This is a genomic window from Rhodospirillales bacterium (assembly GCA_016699855.1).
GTDB lineage: Bacteria > Pseudomonadota > Alphaproteobacteria > Reyranellales > Reyranellaceae.
Genome location: CP064988.1, coordinates 1,073,656 through 1,088,290, shown reverse-complemented (window position 1 = coordinate 1,088,290; position 14,635 = coordinate 1,073,656). Strand labels below are relative to the sequence as shown.

Sequence of the window (14,635 nt, the reverse complement as noted above, 5' to 3'; positions counted from 1 at the left end):
GCTTTGGCAAGAGCGGGCGGCGGACGCCGCGCGCTACGCCGCCTTGCGGGCGCCGGCGGCGACGACGCCGACGATGTCCTTCATGATCGCGGTGATGTCGTAGTCCTTGGGCGTGTAGACGCGGGCCACGCCGGATCTGCGCAACGCGTCGGCGTCGTCCGGCGGGATGATGCCGCCGACCACGACCGGCACGTCGGCGAGGCCGGCGGCGCGCATGCCCGCCATCACCTCGGCGACCAGCGGCACGTGGCTGCCCGACAGGATCGAGAGGCCGACGACGTGCACGCCCTCCTCGAGCGCGGCGTTGACGATGCGCGCGGGCGTCAGGCGGATGCCCTCGTAGACCACCTCCATGCCGCAGTCGCGCGCGCGCACGGCGATCTGCTCGGCGCCGTTGCTGTGGCCGTCGAGTCCGGGCTTGCCGACCAGGATCTTGACGCGGCGGCCGAGCGACTTCGACACCGCGTCGACCTCGCGGCGCACCGGCTCGAGCGTGTCGCCGCCCAGCGCGGCGGCGCGGCCGACGCCGGTCGGCGCGCGGTACTCGCCGAAGATCTCGCGCAGGCACTGGGCCCACTCGCCCGTCGTGACGCCGGCGTGGGCGCAGGCGATCGACGGCTCCATCACGTTGCGTCCCTCGCGCGCGGCGTCGCGCAGCGATTTGAGCGCGGCGCCGGCGGCCGCCGCGTCGCGCGCCGCGCGCCACGCCTTGAGCTGGCCGACCTGCTCGCGCTCGACGTCCGGATCGACGGTGAGGATCGCGCCCTCGCCGGCCGACAGCGGCGAGGTCTCGCCCTCGGTGAAGGCGTTGACGCCGACCACGGTCTGCGCGCCGCTCTCGATCGCGGCGATGCGGCGCATGTTGGACTCGACGAGGCGCTGCTTCATGTAGCCGGCCTCGACGGCGGCGACCGCGCCGCCCATCGCGTCGATCCGCGCCAGCTCGGCGCGCGCCTCGTCCTTCAGCTCGCCGACCTTGCGCGCGATCTCGACGCTGCCGTCGAAGATGTCGCCGAACTCCAGCAGATCGGTCTCGTGCGCCACGATCTGCTGCAGGCGCAGCGACCATTGCTGGTCCCACGGCCGCGGCAGGCCGAGCGCCTCGTTCCACGCCGGCAGCTGCACCGAGCGGGCGCGCGCGTTCTTCGACAGCACGACCGCGAGCATCTCCAGCAGGATGCGGTAGACGTTGTTCTCGGGCTGCTGCTCGGTGAGGCCCAGCGAGTTGACCTGGACGCCGTAGCGGAACAGACGGTGCTTCGGATCCTCGACGCCATAACGCTTCAGCGCCAGCTCGTCCCACAGCTCGGCGAAGGCGCGCATCTTGCACATCTCCGTCACGAAGCGGACGCCTGCGTTGCAGAAGAAACTGATGCGCCCGAACACCTGCGGGAACTCCGACGCCGTCAACTGTCCGGCGGCCTTCACGGTGTCGAGCACGGCCACGGCGTCCGCCAGCGCGTAGGCCAGCTCCTGCACGGGGGTGGCACCCGCCTCCTGCAGGTGGTAGCTGCACACGTTCATCGGGTTCCACTTCGGCGCGTCGCGCACCGAGAACGCGATCGTGTCGGCGGTCAGCTTGAGCGACGGCTCGGGCGGGAAGATGTACGTCCCGCGCGACAGGTACTCCTTGACGATGTCGTTCTGCGTCGTGCCCTGCAGCGCCGCCCTCGGCACGCCCTGCTTCTCGGCGACCGCGACGTAGAGCGCCAGCAGCCAGGCGGCCGGCGCGTTGATCGTCATCGACGTGTTCATGCGGTCGAGCGGGATGCCGTCGAGCAGCGTCCGCATGTCGCCGAGATGCGACACCGGCACGCCGACCTTGCCGACCTCGCCCTTGGCCAGCGGATGGTCGCTGTCGTAGCCGGTCTGGGTCGGCAGATCGAAGGCGATGCTCAACCCGGTCTGCCCGCGCGCCAGGTTCTTGCGGTAGAGCTCGTTGGAGATCTTCGCCGTCGAGTGTCCGGAATAGGTCCGGATCAACCATGGGCGATCCTTCGTCGCGGCGGCCGCGGTGGGTTTCGCGTCGGTCATGGTCGCAGGCCCCGAAGGTCGGAAAGAAGTCCGGCACCACGCCTACGTCGATTCGTGCTGCGATGCAACATGATTGGCGATATGTTGCCCGTGGAATGGCGAATTCTGTAACTTCCCGATCCTTCGCACGTGCGGCGGAGACGACGCGGGCCGCGCGTCGTCACGGCGCCGCCCGCGACGCGCTGTTGTGGTGCCGCGCCGCCTGCGCGATCATGCGCGACGCTTCGCGGAATGGGACAAGGGCGTGACCACGGATTCATCATCGACGCCCCCGGGCGGCACGCCGCCACCGGCCGGTCCCGCCGGCCCGCAATGGCTGACGCCGGCCGCGCCGTCCGCCTCGGCCGCGACGCTGGCCGCCGCGGCTCCCGCCGACGATGCCGCCACCCGCGTGGCGGGCGCGACGCCGGCGAGCGCGCCGGGCGCCCCGCAGGGCACGCCATGGGCCGGGCAGGGACCCCACCGGGTCAGGCCTACGCCATCGGTCCGCACGCCTACGCCGCCGAGCCGCACGCCGGCGCCGCCCCGCCGCCGGGCTACGCGCCCGAATACGCGGCGCATCCGCCCGCCGTGCCGCCGCCACCCGCGTATCAGCCCGGGCAGGTGCCGCCGCCGGTCTATCCCGGCCAGGCGCCGCCGATGGGCTACTACCCGCCGCAGGGGCCGGGGTACCCCGGCCAGTATCCCTATCCCTACGGCTACGCCGCGCCGCAGCCGCCGCCCGAGCCGGTGCCGGCGGTCAAGCTGGAGTACGACGGCAAGCTGGGCGAGCTCTACCTCGTCTATCTGCGCGCCCTGCTGCTCACCATGCTGACACTGGGCGTCTACCGGTTCTGGGCGCGCACCCGCGTGCGGCGGTACCTGTGGTCGCATTTCTCCATCGTCGGCGACCGGTTCGAATACCGCGGCCGCGGCGTCGAACTGTTCCTCGGCTTCCTCACCGGCATGGGGTTCCTGCTGCTCGGCAGCGGCCTGCTGGTCGGCGGCCTCTACCTGTTCGGCCGCGACAACATCCTCCAGACGGTCGACGCCGCCGACGTGGTCACCTGGACGCTGATCCTGGTCGGCTATCCGCTGCTGGCCGCCGGCCAGTACGCGGGCATGCGCTACAAGCTCAGCCGCACGCGCTGGCGCGGCATCCGCGCCGGCATGGGCGGCTCGGCGTGGAAATACGCCGGCATGTCGATCGGCCTCGGATTCGCCAACGCGCTGTGCATGCGCCTGCTGACGCCGATCGTCGACATCGTGACCACGCGCTACCGCGTCGCCAACGCCACCTACGGCCAGCTCAAGTTCGGCTTCTCCGGCAACGCCGGCGACATCTACGGCCGCTTCATCGGCTTCTACTTCCTCAACATCCTCGCCTGGATGGTGCTGATCGGCGTCACCATCGCCATCATCGGCGGGTTCGCCGACCTGATCGAGCGGCTCGGCGGATGGGAGGCGATCCAGGAGCGGCTGGCGCACCCCACGCCGATGACGCTGATCGTCATCTTCCTGGTGGCGATCGCGCTCTACGCCATGATCGGCGTGCTGATCCTGCCGCTGCGCTGCTGGTACCAGGCCTATTCGATGCGCTACGTCGTGTCGCGCGCCTGGCACGACCGGGTGTATTTCGGCACCGGCGTCACCACATGGCAGATGTGGGGCTTCATCGTCTTCAACTGGGTGATCCTGCTGTTCACCCTGGGCTTCGGCTGGCCGTGGGTGCTGCACCGTTCGGCCAAGCTGGTCGCCAGCCAGTTCTGGATCTACGGCCGCATCGACACCGGGGCCGTGGCGCAGGCCATGGCGCAGGGACCGGCGATGGGCGAGGGCCTGCTCGACCTGTTCGACACCGGCATCGTGTGACGCGGCGGAGGCCGCCATGACCGACACCATTCCGACCAACGCCCGCTTCTACGACGGCCACCATCCGGTCGCGCACGAGGTCTCGGTGCGCGCCACGCCGACCGAGCTGTTCGCGGTCGCGCCCGACGGCAAGGTGCTGGCGCGCTGGCCGTCCGGCGAGATCGAGGTCGCCTCCGACGCCGAGCACGAGCCGCACGCGCTGATGGTGTGGGCGGGACAGCCCGGCGCGCGGCTGGCGGTCGAGGATTCCGAGCTGCGCGGCGCGATCGCCGGGCTGACGGCGAACCTCGCCCGCGTCGCGCCCCGGCGCACCCGCATCGCGCCGGCGCTGGCCGGCCTCGCCCTGGGAATCGCCGCCACGATCGGCGCCTTCGCCGTGGCCCTCGAGACCGCGCCGCACTACGCCGCGCCGTTCGTGCCGCACGCCTGGCAGCGCTCGCTGGGCGATTCCGTGGTCGATTCGATGATCGCGGACATGCGCCAGTGCCGCAATCCCGAGGGGCTGGCGGCGCTGCAGCTCCTCGTCGACCGCCTGCAGCAGGTCTCGAGCTACGACCGCAAGGTCGACGTCACCGTGGTCAGCAACAAGGTCGTCAACGCCTTCGCCGTGCCCGGCGGCCGCATGGTCGTCTTCTCGGGCTTGATCGACAAGGCGGCCGGGCCGGAGGAGGTCGCCGGCGTGCTCGGCCACGAGCTCGGCCACATCGTGCACCACCACTCGATGCAGGCGCTGCTGCGCGCCTACGGCTTCGACATGGCGCTGCGCCTCGTCACCGGCGGCTATTCCGGCGACCTGTCGATGGTCGGCGGCGCCGGCGGCGTGCTGCTGGCGCTGCGCCACGGCCGCGAGGCCGAGCGCCAGGCCGACAAGACGGCGCTGGAGCTGCTCGACAAGCTGGGCATGCGGGCCGACGGGTTGTCGGGCTTCTTCGGCAAGCTGCTGGACATGCAGAACCGGCCGCCGGTCAAGGCCGGCGGCAAGACCGATCCCAAGGCCGATCCGGCGCGGCCCGGCAGCGGCAAGGACGGCAAGGAGACCAAGGCCGAGACGGAGCGGCGCGAACGCGACGCCGCCGCCGAGGCCGGCATCTTCTCGACCCACCCGCCGACCCGCGAGCGCATGGAGACGACGCGCCGGCCGCCGACCGGCCTGCCGGTCATGACCGCCCGCGAATGGACCGCCGTCCGCGCGGTGTGCAAGTAGGACCGAGGCGGCCAATCGGCGCGTGGCGGAAATGTGGCGGGAACGCCGTGTGATGCGCCCATAGGCGGGTCACACGATCCGGGCAGGACGGCGGGCGCGTCCTATAGGACCGGAAATCGTCTTATAGGAAGCGGTGTGGGTCATCCTCCGGAAAAACCGGAGGTGCCGTGCGCGGTGGGTCAAAGCGATTGGCACGGTTGTTGCCATTTGCTCGCCCCGCAAGCGGAGCGAGCAAATCGAGCTCACGCGCCGCGGGCGTACGCGTGGCGCGCATCTACGACGGCTTCGGCTTCGCGCGCCCCGTCGTCTGCCCGGGCCGGCCCATCACGGGTTCGGTTCCGGGGGCGGGGATCGGCGCTGGCCGCGCGGCGTCCATCATCGACATCGGCCACGTCGCCTGTGGCGGCGGTTGCGGCGCGGAGGCGAGGCCGGCGCCGAGCGCGGGAGCGGCGACCGGGTCCGCCGCCGGCATCGCGGCCGCGGCGGTCGCCGCACGCGCCGAACCGCCGCCGGCCGTCGGTAGCGCGCACCGCGCCGCGGCGATTCCCGAGTCGAGCGGCGGTGCGGCGGCGGCGGTGGGTGGCGTGGTGCGCGCGAGGCCCGCCGCCGTGATGCGCAGGTCGCCGCTGTCGTCGTCGATCGTCAGCAGCCGGTCGTCGGCGAGCGCCTTGAGGAGGCGCGCCGACCGCGCCCCGGCGGCGCCGATGCGTTCGCGCAACGCCTGCTGACGCACGACGCCGCGGTCCGGTCCGCCGAGCGCGGCGAGGGCCGCGAGAATCCGGTCTTCCATCGAAGCCTCCGTGGTCGCGCGCGTCACGCCGTCGCCGCCGCGATCGCGGCCTCGGCGTTCTCGGCCGTGGTGCCGGAGACCGTGTCGACGTCGAAATCGCCGCGCAGCAGCTTGAGCGCGACTCGCTCGATCTCGATCTCGCGCGCGGTGCGGAATCCGAGTTCGCGCAGCACCGGCAGCGGCGGACACCATCCCTGCGCGGCGTGCTGGAAGAGGAACGCCGCGACCAGCGCCGGGAGCGCCAGCCAGCGGCGGTCGAGGCCCGCGAGGACGACGCCGGCCAGGGTGACGGACGCGGCGTTCGCCTCCAGCACGCGCTCGATGTCCCACTCCGCGTCGAGCTCGCGCAGGCGGCGCGGAATCTCGCGCGTGTGGGCGATGTAGTGCGCGAGCCGCTCGGCGGTGCGCCGACGGATGCGCTGGTTCGCGCCGTCCCTGGTGTTCCTCGCCACGCGCTCGACGGTGGAGGGCATGCGCTCACGTCCCCTCGGGTTGCCGGCGCGGGGCGCCACTGGATCGAAACGCCACGTCCCCGCGGTGGTTCCTGCCCCGGAACCACCGGCGCGACCGGACGTTGGGTCGGGCACAGGCCGCGCTGTCCGCTCGGACCGTTCTCACCGGAGGGAAGAAGTATGAGACGAATTCTCGGAATCGCCGCCGTCGCCGCGATCTGCCTCGCGCCGGCCGCCTACGCCGCGACCGACGCGGAGTGCCAGGACATGTGGAAGAAGGCCGACGTCAACGCCGACGGCGTCCTGTCCGACATGGAGACCACGCGCTACACGGCCGCGATGCGCATCCGCGACCGCGCGCCGCCGGCCGACGGCAGGCTGACGCAGGCCGCGTTCATGGATTCCTGCAAGGCCGACGTCTTCGCGCGCCGCACGGTCGACGCCGGCGCGCCGCTGAAGGGCGCCAACAGCTTCACCGAGGCGCAGGCCAGGGACCGCGCGGCGGCCGAGGGCTACGCCGGCGTGTCGGCGCTGGCCAAGGACGCCGACGGCATCTGGCGGGGCACCGCCACGCAGGACGGCAAGACGGTTTCGATCGCCGTCGACTTCAAGGGCAACGTCGTCGGCCAGCCCGCCAGCTAGCAAGCGCGATGCGCTGAAAGGATCAGACCCATGAAAACAGTGAGCCGCGTCTACGACACCTACGAGCAGGCCAAATCGGCGGTGCAGGCGCTAGAATCCGACGGCGTGCCGTCGGCCGACATCAGCATGGTGGCCAACCGCCACGTCAGCGCCGGCCGCGCCGACGTCGACGAGACGTCGAAAGCGGCGGCCGGCGCGGGCGTCGGTGGCGCCATCGGCGGCGGCGCCGGGTTGCTCGCGGGCCTCGGCCTGCTCGCCATCCCCGGCCTCGGGCCGGTCGTGGCGGCGGGCTGGCTGGCGGCGACCGCGGTCGGCGTCGCGGCCGGCGCGACCGCCGGCGGCATCGTCGGCGCGCTGATCGACTCGGGCGAGCCGGAGGAGCACGCGCACGTCTACTCGGAGTCGATCCGTCGTGGCGGCACGCTCGTGACCGCGCGCGTCCGCGACGACCTGGTCGGCCGTGCCAAGGCCGCGCTGGACCGCTACAAGCCGATCGACCCGGCCATCCGCCGGGGCGAGTACATGAAGGGCGGCTGGAAGACGTTCGATCCCGACGCGCCGGCGTACCAGCCGACGGACGCCGAGCTCGAGCGCGCGCGCCGCGACCGCGCGGCCTAGCGTCGCCTTCGACGACGGCCGGGGCGGAAGGCGACGGCCTTCCGCCCCGTTTGCGTCCGCGGCGGCGGAGATGCCGCGTTCTCCTCCCGTCTTCCCGCGTCTCCGAGGGAGAAGGGAGGAGACGACGAACATCGCCGCGCGCAGGTGGCCGGCGCCGGCCGGAATCGCGACGGCGCGGCGGGCCCGGCGGAATATCCGATGGTCCCCGGTGTTCATTGAACGCGACACGCCCGTCCGATCCGAAGGAGACGACCATGCGCATTTCCATGACGACCCTGATCGCGGGCGCGCTCGCGGCCTACGCCGGGACCGCGTCGGCGCAACAGAGCACGACGGTCGCGGTGATCGAGATCTCGGAGAAGGGTTCCGGCGCGCCGCTCGGCACGGTGGTGTTCACCGACACCCCGCACGGCCTCGCGATCGACCCGAAGTTGAAGGGCCTGCCGCCGGGGCCGCACGGCTTCCACGTCCATGAGAATCCGAGCTGCGCCGCCGCCGCGCAGGACGGCAAGATGGTGCCCGGCCTCGCCGCCGGCGGCCACTACGACCCCAAAGGCACCAAGGCGCACCGCGGGCCGCACCAGCACGACGGCCATCTCGGCGATCTGCCTCCGCTCGTGGCCGACAAGGACGGCGCCGCCTCGGCCAAGCTGCTGGCGCCGCGGCTGAAGGTGGCCGATCTGCGCGGCCGGTCGCTGATCATCCACGCCAACGGCGACAATTTCGACGACAAGCCGCAGCCGTTGGGCGGCGGTGGCGGACGCATCGCCTGCGGCGTGTTCGACGTGAAGATCGCCAACTCGGCGGCACGACGCGATCCAGCCGCCACGCGGCCATGATCCGCGGGCATCGGTCGACGGTTGGCGTTCGACCCCGCCGGGGTCGGCCGGCGGCCGCACGCGGTCTTCCGTATCTCAAGTGCGATAGCAGCAATTATCCTGTATATAGTTGATGCGCTTGAGGAAGTACCCGATCGGCCATGCCGGATTCCGGCCGGTCCGACGGGGCCACACGGCGGAACTTTGAGGGAACAGGTTCAGATGTCACGGGGCTCTGGTGGTTCGATCCGATCGTGGGTCGCGGCGGGCGTCGCCGCCGGCCTCGCGGCGCTCGCCATCCCGGCGCCCGCGGCGGCCCAGACGGCGCGGATCGCGCTGGTCATCGGCAACGGCGCCTACACAACCCTGCCGCCGGCGCCGGCCTGCGGTCCGGCGGCCAAGGCGATGGCCGACAAGCTGCGGGCGGTCGGCTACGACGTGGTGACGCGGACCGATGTGACGACCGGCAGCTTCGACGCCGCCGTCGGCGATTTCAGCGCCCGCCTCGCCAAGGCGCCCGGCGCCACCGCGTTCATCTACGTCTGCGCCCGCGGCGCCAGCCTCAACGACCGGGCCTTCCTGCTGCCGGTGTCGGTCACGCTCGAGCGGCCGACGGACGTCTTCACGCAGGGCATCCTGGCGAAGACGCTGTACGACACGCTGGTGCGCGGCAAGGCGGGCACCGCCGTCGTGGCGCTCGACGTCGCGCCCCAGGCGGGCGGCGCCAAGCCGGCGGGCTTCGACACCGTCGCGCAGGCCGCGGCCATCGACGGCCTGGCCGCGATCACCGTGATCCAGTCCGGCGCCGACACGACCGGCACGCTGCTGGCGCAGGCGCTGGTCGCGCTGCTCGGCCGGCCGACGCTCGACAACGGCGCGCTGGTGTCGGCGGTGCAGGAGCTGCTGGGGACAGGATCCTCGACCTCTATCGCGGTGGCGCGCGCGCCCAAGGTCGCCGGCCCGCTGGTCGGCCAGAGCGCGCCACCGCCGGCCGCCGCCACCCAGCCGGCCCCGGCGCCGACCCAGCCGGCCGCGACGCCGACCCAGCCCGCCGCGACGCCGCCGCCCCCGCCGCCAACGCCCGCCGCCGCGTCGACACCGCCCGCCACCGCGCCGACGCCCGCGCCGGCCGCGCCCCCGGCGCCAGCCGCCGCGCCGCTGGGTCCCGAGGAGCACGCGATGACGCTGGAGGACCGCCGCAAGGTGCAGGAGGCGCTGGGCCGCCTCGGCTACTACGCCGCGCCGGTCGACGGCGTGTTCGGCGGCGACACCCGCGCCGCCATCCGGCGCTACCAGATGCAGCTCATGGAACAACCCACCGGCCGGCTGACGCCGGAACAGGCGGGCCGCCTGCTGTCGGCCCGCTAGGAGGGACCGCGCGATGGGACTCAAGACCAAGTTCAACCTGATGCTCGCGGCGGCGTTCGTGGTCGGTCTCGGGCTGGCGGCGCTGATGGCCAACCAGGTGCTGCGCGAGAGCGGCCGCCAGGCGGCGCTGCGCGACGCGGCGATGATCCTGGCCCAGGCGGCGGCGGTGCGCGGCTACACCTCGACCGAGGTCGCGCCGCTGCTCGAGGAGCAGCTGAAGACGCGCTTCCTGCCGCACTCCGTGCCGTCGTGGTCCGCGCAGACGGTGTGGCGCTCGATGCAGCCGCAGTTCCCCGACTACCGCTACAAGGAGGCGGCGCTCAACCCGACCAACCCGGCCGACCGCGCGACCGACTGGGAGGCCGACATCATCGAGCAGTTCCGCAACGATCCGAACCTCAAGGAGTTCGTCTCCACCCGCGAGACGCCGACCGGCGCGATCCTGTCGCTGTCGCGGCCGCTGCGCATCACCTCGGCGGCCTGCCTGACCTGCCACACCACGGCGGCGCAGGCGCCGCAGCCGATGATCGACCTCTACGGCTCGGCCAACGGCTTCGGCTGGAAGCTCAACGAGACGATCGGCGCGCAGATCGCCTCGGTGCCGATGGCGGCGGCGACGCGGCAGGTCGACAAGCTGATGGTGCTCTACGTCGGCGGCATCGCGGCGGTGTTCGCCGTCGTCACGTTGCTGCTCAACCTGCTGCTCCACTACGTCATCGTGAAGCCGGTGCGCGCCATCTCGGCCACGGCCAACGACATCAGCCTCGGCAACATGGAGGCGCCGGAGATCGAGGTCCACGGCAAGGACGAGATCGCCTCGCTGTCGGAATCGTTCAACCGCATGCGGCGCAGCCTCGCCAACGCGATGAAGATGCTGGGCTAGGGCGGCGATGGCGCAGGCACCCGCACCGGCGCGGATCGGACGCTACGTCGTCGAGTCGACCATCGGCCGCGGCGCGATGGGCGTGATCTACCGCGCCCACGATCCGATGATCGACCGGCCGGTGGCGCTGAAGATCATGCGCGCCGACCTGCTGGAGGGCGACGAGCGGCGCGACTACGTCGAGCGCTTCCAGCGCGAGGCCCAGGCCGCCGGCCGCTGCGCCCACGCCAACATCGTCGCCGTCTACGATTTCGCGCTGCACGAGGACAACCCGTACCTCGCGATGGAGTTCGTCGACGGCCGCAACCTCGGCGAGATCATCGAGCGCGGCCGGCCGATGGCGGCCGATCGCGCCGGCGCCATCGTGCGCCAGATGCTCGACGCGCTGGCCTGCGCCCACGGCCAGGGCGTCGTGCACCGCGACATCAAGCCGCCCAACGTCATGCTGACGGCGGACGGCCGCGTGAAGGTCGCCGATTTCGGGATCTCGCGGATCGGCGGCTCGTCGCTGACCCAGGCCGGCGCGCTGATCGGCACGCCCAACTACATGTCGCCGGAGCAGTGCCGCGGCGAGGCGGTCGACGCCCGCAGCGACCTGTTCTCGACCGCCGCCGTGCTCTACGAGCTGCTGACCGGCGAGCTGCCGTTCCCCGGCCGCAATTTCCACGAGATCGCGCACCTGCTGCAGAACGGCGCGCCGGTGCCGCTGGGGCGGCATCTGCCGGACGTCTCGCCCGCGCTGGTGTCGTTCATGGACGTGGCGCTGGCGCGCGACCCGGCGTCGCGCTTCCCGACGGCGGCGGCGATGTCGGCGGCGCTGGACCAGGCGCTGCGCGGCGTGCGGCCGGTGGCGCCGAGGGGCGACGCCGAGACCGTGGTGCTGCCGCACGCGCCCGCGCCCGCCGCGATGCCGGCGGCGGCCGCCGCCATCACGGAGATCGCCGAGGTCGAGCGCCGGCTGGCGCGCTACGTCGGGCCGATGGCCGGCCACATCGTGCGCACCGCCAGCGGTCGCGCGACGTCGTTCGAGCAGCTCTGCCGCTCCGTCAGCGACAGCATCGAGCAGCCCGAGTCGCGGGCGGCGTTCCTGCGCGAGATGTTCGATCCGATGCGCGCCAGCGTGGTCGCCGCGTCCGCCGCGTCGATCGTGCGCATGCCGTCGGCGGTGGCGACGCCGAGCGCGGCGGTCGCCGTCGCCCAGGCCGAGCTCGACCTCGCGCAGAGGGATCTCGCGCGCTCCATCGGACCCATCGCCAAGGTGCTGGTGCGGCGCGAGGTCGCCGCCGCGGCCGACGCCGAGGATCTCTGGCGCCGCCTGGCCGGCCACATCGAGCGTCCCGCCGACCGCGCGGCATTCCTGCGCGTCCGCAAAGCCCGCTGACGCGCCGGCGGGCGGAGCGGCGATCCGGCGCGGCGCCCGGGACCTAGCCGCGCGCCGGCGGCTTGCGCGGCTTGGCGCCGCGTTTGCCGGTGGAGGTCTCGGCCGCCCGCAGCGCCGTCCCCTCGGGACCGTCGAGCGCGGCGGCGGCGTCCTTGCCGGCCTTCTTCCACTTCCCCGAGGCGGCGTAGCCGGCCTGCGCGGTGTTGAACTCGCGCGCGGCGGTGCGGTTGCCTTCGCCTTCGTTCTTCTGACGGGCCATGGGGTCCTCGCTCCGTGCCGGCGGCGACACCCGCGTCGCGCCGTCGTCCATGAACGCCGCCGGACCGGCGGCGTTCCCGCGCTTCCGCCTCGCCGCGGCCGTCTGCTATCGTCGCCGCCGCACACGGCGCGGGCTCCACGTGCCGAGGGAGGGACGGCATGACGGGATTGAGGCGTCGGGACATCATGATCGGCGGCGCGCTGGCGATGGCCGGCGCGGCGCCGGCCGGCGCGCAGGGCGCGTGGCCGACCAAGCAGCCGATCCGCTGGGTGGTGCCGTACACGGCCGGCGGGTTCACCGACCTGTCGACGCGCATCCCGCTGGCGCACGTCGCCGACGCGCTGGGCCAGAGCGTCGTGGTCGACAACAAGCCGGGCGCCAACTCGATCATCGGCGCCGAGATCGTCGCCAAGGCGCCGCCCGACGGCTACACGATGCTGACGGTGATCGCGGCCCACGCCGCCAACGCCACGCTGTACAAGGGCAGGCTGCCGTTCGACGCGGTCAAGAGCTTCACGCCGATCTCGCTGGTCACCATCGCGCCCTTGATCCTGACGGTGGCGAACGCGCTGCCGGTGAAGTCGGTGCCCGAGCTGATCGCCTACGCCAAGGCCAATCCCGGCAAGGTGTCGTTCGGCTCGTCGGGCGTCGGCGCCGCCGCGCACCTGACCAGCGAGCTGATGAAGCAGGTCTGCGGCATCGAGATGACGCACGTGCCCTACAAGGGCACCGCGCCGGCGCTGGCCGACCTGGTCGCCGGCAACCTGCACATGCTGATCGACTCGCCGTCCGGCGTGATGGCGCAGGTCCGCGCCGGCAAGATCCGCGCGCTGGCGATGCTGTCGAAGGAGCGCGTGCCCGGCGCCGACGAGGTGCCGACCATCGTCGAGAACGGCGGGCCGCCGATCGAATCGTCGAGCTGGGCGATGTATCTGGCGCCGGCCGGTACGCCCAAGGACATCGTCGAGCGCCTGTCGGCCGAGACCGCCAAGGCGTTGAAGCGGCCGGACGTCGCCAAGCGCCTGGTCGAGCTGGGCGTGCTCGCCGCCGGCTACGACCCCGCCGCCTCGGCCGCCTTCCTCGACGCCGAGATCGCGAAGTGGGGCAAGGTCATCACCGCCGCCGACGTCAAGATCGAGTAGGGACGGCCCTGCGCGCTCCCTCTCCGCCGCGTAGCGGGGGAGAGGGCGGGGCCCGCGCCGAAGGCGTGGGAGGGTGAGGTGGTGGTCGGAGCGGAAGAAGCGCCGATAGCGGGTCGACCTGCCCGAGATAGCGACGTTTCATCGATCCACAGGCGTTCGATATCGAGGCGCGCTGCCACTCGATCACGACCACGCCCGATCCCGCGACCACCTCACCCTTCCCATGCTTCGCATGGGCCCCTTCCCTCTCCCCCGCTGCGCGGTGGAGAGGGAGGATGCGGCGCCATCCATCCCGCCGCGGCGACGGCGAGCGAGAACCCCGACGTCACGCCTTGGCGATGAACTGCTTGGCGTGGGTGTCGTAGTCGCCGTAGCCGAGCGTGTCGCGCAGCTCGGCGGGCGGCAGGGCGGTCGTGGAGGCGGCCTCGCCGGCGACCAGCGCCGCCAGCCCGGCCTTCATGCCGGCGATGGCCGGCGACAGCATGCCCGTGGGATAGGTGCCGATCTTCAGGCCCAGCGCCGCGGCCTGCGCGCGCGACGGCGTCGACCGCGGCGCGCCCGGCGACAGCACGGCGAAGGACGGCCGGCCGCCGGCGGCGGCGACGGCGCGGCGGATCTCGGCGTCGTCCTCGGGCGAGTCGAGGAACAGGATGTCGGCGCCCTCCGCGACGTACATCTCGATGCGCGCCACGGCCTCGTCGATGCCCTGGGTCGGCCGGCAGTCGGTGCGCGCCAGCACGCAGATGCCGGACTCCTTCGCGGCCGCGACGGCGGCGCGGATCTTCATGCGCGCCTCCTCGCGCGGCAGGCACGGCTTGCCCGCCGCCGTCAGCGCGCGCGGCGTGATCTTGTCCTCGATCAGCACGGCGGCGGCGCCGGCGCGGCCGTAGGCGGCGACGGTGCGTTGCACGTTCATGGCGTTGCCGTAGCCGTGGTCGCCGTCGGCCAGGACGAGCGTGTTCGGCGCCGCGGCGTGGACCATGTTGAACGAGTCGAACATCTCGCCGAACGACACCAGGTCGAGGTCGGGTCCGCCCAGCCGGCTGGCCGCGACGCAGGAGCCGGAGAGGAACGCCGTCTGGAATCCGGCGCCGGCCGCCAGCTTGGCGCTGATGCCGTCCCACACCGCCGGCATCGTGACGAAGCCGGGGGCGGCGAGCAGGGCGCGGAGACGTTCGGGGGCGGTCATGTCG

The 14,635-nt window shown here is 72.8% G+C and carries 14 protein-coding genes; 9 read left to right on the top strand and 5 right to left on the bottom strand.

Translation table 11 applies throughout. From position 1 onward, the window contains the following. Window positions 1-33: 33 nt before the first annotated feature. Window positions 34-2,034, bottom strand: coding sequence for a protein meaA (locus tag IPK81_05145; GenBank protein QQS13623.1), 2,001 nt, complete (start codon window positions 2,032-2,034; stop codon window positions 34-36). Between the two features lie 441 nt (window positions 2,035-2,475). Between IPK81_05145 and IPK81_05140 the strand changes: the two genes are divergently transcribed. Together IPK81_05140 and IPK81_05135 are read left to right on the top strand one after the other, a co-directional pair. Beyond that, window positions 2,476-3,885, top strand: coding sequence for a DUF898 family protein (locus IPK81_05140; protein ID QQS13622.1), 1,410 nt, complete (start codon window positions 2,476-2,478; stop codon window positions 3,883-3,885). A gap of 16 nt (window positions 3,886-3,901) precedes the next feature. Further along, window positions 3,902-5,089: a M48 family metallopeptidase gene (locus IPK81_05135; GenBank protein ID QQS13621.1), complete on the top strand. Its 1,188-nt coding sequence runs from the start codon at window positions 3,902-3,904 to the stop codon at window positions 5,087-5,089. A gap of 274 nt (window positions 5,090-5,363) precedes the next feature. Here IPK81_05135 and IPK81_05130 read toward each other — a convergent pair whose 3' ends face one another. Both IPK81_05130 and IPK81_05125 read right to left on the bottom strand, forming a co-directional pair. Further along, window positions 5,364-5,879 carry a hypothetical protein gene (locus IPK81_05130; protein QQS13620.1) on the bottom strand — a complete coding sequence of 172 codons (516 nt, stop codon included), beginning with the start codon at window positions 5,877-5,879 and terminating at the stop codon, window positions 5,364-5,366. 23 nt (window positions 5,880-5,902) lie between these two features. Next, window positions 5,903-6,352, bottom strand: coding sequence for a DUF2892 domain-containing protein (locus tag IPK81_05125; protein ID QQS13619.1), 450 nt, complete (start codon window positions 6,350-6,352; stop codon window positions 5,903-5,905). A 159-nt stretch (window positions 6,353-6,511) separates the two neighbouring features. On the opposite strand from IPK81_05125, the gene IPK81_05120 reads away from it, so the two are divergent. The 6 genes from IPK81_05120 to IPK81_05095 all read left to right on the top strand — a co-directional run bounded on the left by IPK81_05120 (window position 6,512) and on the right by IPK81_05095 (window position 12,041). Continuing rightward, entirely contained in the window at window positions 6,512-6,973 is a 462-nt protein-coding gene (locus IPK81_05120) for a hypothetical protein (GenBank protein QQS13618.1), read from the top strand. Between the two features lie 30 nt (window positions 6,974-7,003). Continuing rightward, window positions 7,004-7,591, top strand: coding sequence for a hypothetical protein (locus IPK81_05115; GenBank protein ID QQS13617.1), 588 nt, complete (start codon window positions 7,004-7,006; stop codon window positions 7,589-7,591). A gap of 254 nt (window positions 7,592-7,845) precedes the next feature. Beyond that, the gene (locus IPK81_05110) at window positions 7,846-8,430 is read left to right on the top strand and encodes a superoxide dismutase family protein (protein QQS13616.1); all 585 of its coding nucleotides are present in this window, start codon (window positions 7,846-7,848) and stop codon (window positions 8,428-8,430) included. 201 nt (window positions 8,431-8,631) lie between these two features. Continuing rightward, the gene (locus tag IPK81_05105) at window positions 8,632-9,777 is read left to right on the top strand and encodes a peptidoglycan-binding protein (GenBank protein ID QQS13615.1); all 1,146 of its coding nucleotides are present in this window, start codon (window positions 8,632-8,634) and stop codon (window positions 9,775-9,777) included. 13 nt (window positions 9,778-9,790) lie between these two features. After that, a complete protein-coding gene (locus IPK81_05100) occupies window positions 9,791-10,660 on the top strand; it encodes a DUF3365 domain-containing protein (protein QQS13614.1) in 870 nt (289 codons plus the stop codon). 7 nt (window positions 10,661-10,667) lie between these two features. Then, window positions 10,668-12,041 carry a serine/threonine protein kinase gene (locus IPK81_05095; GenBank protein QQS13613.1) on the top strand — a complete coding sequence of 458 codons (1,374 nt, stop codon included), beginning with the start codon at window positions 10,668-10,670 and terminating at the stop codon, window positions 12,039-12,041. 43 nt (window positions 12,042-12,084) lie between these two features. Here the strand turns inward: IPK81_05095 and IPK81_05090 are convergent, their stop codons facing one another. Beyond that, entirely contained in the window at window positions 12,085-12,300 is a 216-nt protein-coding gene (locus IPK81_05090; protein ID QQS13612.1) for a hypothetical protein, read from the bottom strand. Window positions 12,301-12,458: 158 nt separating this feature from the next. On the opposite strand from IPK81_05090, the gene IPK81_05085 reads away from it, so the two are divergent. Next, complete coding sequence (locus IPK81_05085; GenBank protein ID QQS13611.1) at window positions 12,459-13,442, top strand: tripartite tricarboxylate transporter substrate binding protein; 984 nt, start codon at window positions 12,459-12,461, stop codon at window positions 13,440-13,442. A 325-nt stretch (window positions 13,443-13,767) separates the two neighbouring features. On the opposite strand, the gene IPK81_05080 is transcribed toward IPK81_05085, so the two are convergent. Next, window positions 13,768-14,631 carry an isocitrate lyase/PEP mutase family protein gene (locus IPK81_05080; GenBank protein ID QQS13610.1) on the bottom strand — a complete coding sequence of 288 codons (864 nt, stop codon included), beginning with the start codon at window positions 14,629-14,631 and terminating at the stop codon, window positions 13,768-13,770. Between the last annotated feature and the right edge of the window lie 4 nt (window positions 14,632-14,635).

Excerpts from the sequence above, each read along its gene's own strand:
- IPK81_05080 (QQS13610.1), bottom strand. The coding sequence starts at position 14,631 with ATGACCGCCCCCGAACGTCTCCGCGCCCTGCTCGCCGCCCCCGGCTTC.
- IPK81_05110 (QQS13616.1), top strand. The coding sequence starts at position 7,846 with ATGCGCATTTCCATGACGACCCTGATCGCGGGCGCGCTCGCGGCCTAC.
- IPK81_05145 (QQS13623.1), bottom strand. The coding sequence starts at position 2,034 with ATGACCGACGCGAAACCCACCGCGGCCGCCGCGACGAAGGATCGCCCA.
- IPK81_05090 (QQS13612.1), bottom strand. The coding sequence starts at position 12,300 with ATGGCCCGTCAGAAGAACGAAGGCGAAGGCAACCGCACCGCCGCGCGC.
- IPK81_05105 (QQS13615.1), top strand. The coding sequence starts at position 8,632 with ATGTCACGGGGCTCTGGTGGTTCGATCCGATCGTGGGTCGCGGCGGGC.
- IPK81_05095 (QQS13613.1), top strand. The coding sequence starts at position 10,668 with ATGGCGCAGGCACCCGCACCGGCGCGGATCGGACGCTACGTCGTCGAG.
- IPK81_05140 (QQS13622.1), top strand. The coding sequence starts at position 2,476 with ATGGGCCGGGCAGGGACCCCACCGGGTCAGGCCTACGCCATCGGTCCG.
- IPK81_05100 (QQS13614.1), top strand. The coding sequence starts at position 9,791 with ATGGGACTCAAGACCAAGTTCAACCTGATGCTCGCGGCGGCGTTCGTG.
- IPK81_05135 (QQS13621.1), top strand. The coding sequence starts at position 3,902 with ATGACCGACACCATTCCGACCAACGCCCGCTTCTACGACGGCCACCAT.
- IPK81_05130 (QQS13620.1), bottom strand. The coding sequence starts at position 5,879 with ATGGAAGACCGGATTCTCGCGGCCCTCGCCGCGCTCGGCGGACCGGAC.
- IPK81_05120 (QQS13618.1), top strand. The coding sequence starts at position 6,512 with ATGAGACGAATTCTCGGAATCGCCGCCGTCGCCGCGATCTGCCTCGCG.
- IPK81_05085 (QQS13611.1), top strand. The coding sequence starts at position 12,459 with ATGACGGGATTGAGGCGTCGGGACATCATGATCGGCGGCGCGCTGGCG.
- IPK81_05115 (QQS13617.1), top strand. The coding sequence starts at position 7,004 with ATGAAAACAGTGAGCCGCGTCTACGACACCTACGAGCAGGCCAAATCG.
- IPK81_05125 (QQS13619.1), bottom strand. The coding sequence starts at position 6,352 with ATGCCCTCCACCGTCGAGCGCGTGGCGAGGAACACCAGGGACGGCGCG.